A 3,217-nucleotide genomic window follows, 5' to 3' on the forward strand; every position below is an offset into this window, starting at 1 on the left:
GTGATCAGCAGGATCTCGCCGTGCGCCTGAATCAGGGCCTGCTGGGCCGCCCGCATAGGGTCGAGCTTCAGCTGCCGCGTACACCAGCGGAAGGTGTTCTTGGGTGGGGGCACGCCCCGGCCCAGGATGTAGACCAGCAGGCGCTTGTCCAGGGCCGGCACGATGGTCTGCACCTGCGCGCCGCGTGACTGGAGCCGGGCCAGGACCTGCGCGGCGCTGGCCTGCAGGGGCGGCAGTTCCATGCGCGTGTCCACGTACAGGACGGTGAGGCTCTCTGGGGCCTGCACGCGGCCCTGAGCAATCAGCCAGTCAATAACGGTCACGGTGGCGGTACTGTCCTTGCCGCCGGAGTAGGCCACCACCCAGTGACGGTGGGTGCGGCCGTACTCGTTGAGGCTCAGGGCGGTCAGCTCCAGGGCGTCCGGCAGCGTCTGGCGCTCCTCGGCCCACAGGGAGAGCTCGCCCTTCATGCCGGTACCGCCGCATCCATCGGAAACAGCCGCGTTGCCGCCTGCTCGCTCGCCTGCGCCACGTTCTTCTCCGCCCACGCGAAGTACTCCGGCTTCAGTTCAATGCCCTCCGCCCGCCGGCCCAGCTGCACCGCCCCGTAGGCCTCGCTGCCCACCCCCAGAAACGGCGTGAACACCACGTCCCCCGGATTCGTCCACAGCCGCACACACCGCCGGATCACCTCCAGCTGCAGCGGCGCCAGGTGCTTTTCATCCTCATCGGTGCTGGCAATCTTCGCGTTCAGTACGTCCGTGCGGTTGATGTCAAACCACACCGGCGAGGCATACCGCTGCCAGGTGTCGAGCGTGAAGTCCGCTGGGTCATGCGTCACGCGGGGCGTTTCATCCATGCCCGGCCCCCACTTGCGGAACACGATCACGTACTCCGCCATCCCCTGCCGGTTGTTCGCCGCGTGTTCCCGAATGTTCTTGTACAGCAGCCCATGCGCCTTCGTGCGCTGCATTTCCCGCACCGGGTCTGTGCAGATGCAAATCTCGCTGTGATAGGTCCAGAAACTGCCGTCCTCGCACGGCTGCGCGTCCAAGAAGGCGCGGATGCACTCGCCCCGGAAGTCGCGCAGCGCGGTGTACCCGTCCTTACTCTTGTACACCTGCAGGTTCTTGACGTGCACGGCCGCCAGGCGCCCCGGCTTCAGGGTGCGGCGCAGCTCGGGAATCAGGTAGGCGAAGTGCGCGAAGAAGTGCCCGTCATCGTCGGTGTTGCCCATGTCCCGCAGATCCGGGCTGTAGCTGTAGAGGTTCGAGAACGGGGGGCTGAAGATCTGGAAGTCGTGGCTGTTGCTCGGCAGATCACGGATGACCTCACAGCAGTCGCCGTTAAAGAGGCGGTAGTCCGGGCCCTCGACGGTGCGTCGGTGGGCTGGGCCCACAGCGAGGCGGACTCCGGTTCCCTGCACGGCGTCCTGGGTTGCCCGGATCAGGCGGTCCTGCATCGCGCGGTGCTCGCCTTCCTTCCGGCGGATGGTGCCCAGCACCGTCTGATGGGTGTCGGTCGTCACGAGGTGCACCTGCACGGGGCGTTCCTGGCCGTAGCGGTCGAAGCGGCCCACGACCTGGTACAGCTCCTCGAAGCTGTAATTCAGGCTCATGACGGCCGTGCGCGCGCAGTGCTGCCAGTTCATGCCCCACCCGGCGATAGACGGCTTGGTGATCAGGAGGCGGGCCCGGCCTTCACTGAAGGCACGGAGGCCCTCTTCTTTTTGCGCTGGGGTCATGTTGCCCCGGACTTCCAAGGCCTCGGGCAGCAGCGCGCGTAAGGCCTCTCCTTCTTCGTTCGTGTGCACCCACAGGGCCCAGGGCTCTTCAGGCTCGGCCGCGACCAACGCGGCCACCTGCGCCGCCCGCTCGGCCAGGGTCAACTTCAGTTCCTTGTGCAGGCTGGTCGCGCTGCCGGAGACCTGGCGAAACAGCGTGCCCTGTTCCTCGGCCGCGCCCGTGTGGTCCGTCTGCACCGTGTGCACGACATACTCGGGGGCTGGACGGGCGTAGCCGTCATCGGAGAACTCGGCCCCAAGGTCGCTGGGCAGCCGCAGGGCGCGGGCCCAGGTGCTCAGCCAGCGGAAGAAATCGGCCTCGCCATGGCGTTTGAGCCGGAAGGTCTGCGCGGCCGTGGTGTCGTTGATGAACCAGCGGGTCAGCATCTCGCCCGGTTCCATGAGCCCGAGGAATTCCGCATGGTTGCCCAGTTCCACGATGTCGTTCGGGCTGGGCGTCGCGGTGGCCGCCAGTCGGTAAGGGGTGGCGGCAAAGGCGTCGATCAGCGCCATCTTGGTGCGACCCATGAAGCTTTTCAGGATGCTGCTCTCGTCCAGGGCCACGCCGGCGAATGCGCCCACGTGCCCCGCGTCGCTCAAGGCCTCCAGCTTCTCGTAATTGGTCAGGATGACCGGTCCGTCCGGCAACGCGCCTCCGCTCCACACCGCCGCGGGCAGACCGAACTTGCGGGCCTCGGCCTCCAGCTGGAAGGTGACGGCCAGCGGGGCCAGGATCAGGGCGGGGCGGCCGGTGTGGGTGGCCACCTCGCTGGCCCAGGTGAGTTCCATCAGGGCCTTGCCCAGACCGCGCTCGGCGAAGAGGGCGGCGCGGCCTTGCTCGAGCGCCCAGGTCACCAGTTGGTGCTGAAAGGGTTTGAGGACTGTAGGCAGGGCGCCGGGGGTGAAGCCCAGCGGGGCCACGTCCACCACCTTGGCGTCTAGAAAGTCGCGGTAGGTGGTCACAGCGCCTTCACCCGGCCCTTCTCGATGCTCCCCGGCATGGTGCCCAGGCCCAGCAGGCAGACCAGCACGCTCAGCACCAGCAGCAAGGCATTCACCGCCAGCCAGGGCCGGCCCGCTTCCACCAGGCACACGGGAAACACCAGCACGCCGGTCGCCCCCAGGCCCGCGCAGGCCTCCCCATACGGCCGCAGGGTGCGGCGAGCGAACACGCGCAAGCGGCGCACGAATCGCCGGGGCCGGTGGGGCAGGCGGGCATGGGTCAGTCTTGGGGCGGGCTGGATCATCGGCGGTCCTCCACGAGTTCGCGCGCTGGGGTCATCGGCAGCGGCGGCAGGGGCGTGAACGGGCAGGCGTCCCGGCCCTCGATCAGGGCCAGACGCTCGGCGCGCAGGTGCATCAGGTCGTCGAACAACAACGCGGCCTGGGCCAGGGTGGTATCCGGGGCACTCAGGGCCGCCTGCGTCTCGCGCA

At 68.1% G+C, this 3,217-nt stretch carries 4 protein-coding genes; all 4 read right to left on the reverse strand.

The features are described from left to right. A partial coding sequence (locus tag K7W42_RS22550; protein WP_224577646.1) for an adenine nucleotide alpha hydrolase family protein occupies positions 1–470 on the reverse strand: 470 nt, incomplete at its 3' end. Further along, positions 467–2,746 (reverse strand): DNA methyltransferase, encoded by a 2,280-nt coding sequence (locus tag K7W42_RS22555; RefSeq protein ID WP_224577648.1) that lies wholly within the window; start codon positions 2,744–2,746, stop codon positions 467–469. The genes K7W42_RS22550 and K7W42_RS22555, both read right to left, overlap by 4 nt. Next, positions 2,743–3,030, reverse strand: a complete 288-nt coding sequence (locus tag K7W42_RS22560; protein ID WP_224577649.1) for a hypothetical protein — start codon at positions 3,028–3,030, stop codon at positions 2,743–2,745. The genes K7W42_RS22555 and K7W42_RS22560 overlap by 4 nt, the downstream gene beginning before the upstream one ends. Then, a partial coding sequence (locus K7W42_RS22565) for a hypothetical protein (protein WP_224577651.1) occupies positions 3,027–3,217 on the reverse strand: 191 nt, incomplete at its 5' end. The genes K7W42_RS22565 and K7W42_RS22560, both read right to left, overlap by 4 nt.

The organism is Deinococcus betulae, assembly GCF_020166395.1.
In the GTDB taxonomy this organism is placed as follows: domain Bacteria; phylum Deinococcota; class Deinococci; order Deinococcales; family Deinococcaceae; genus Deinococcus; species Deinococcus betulae.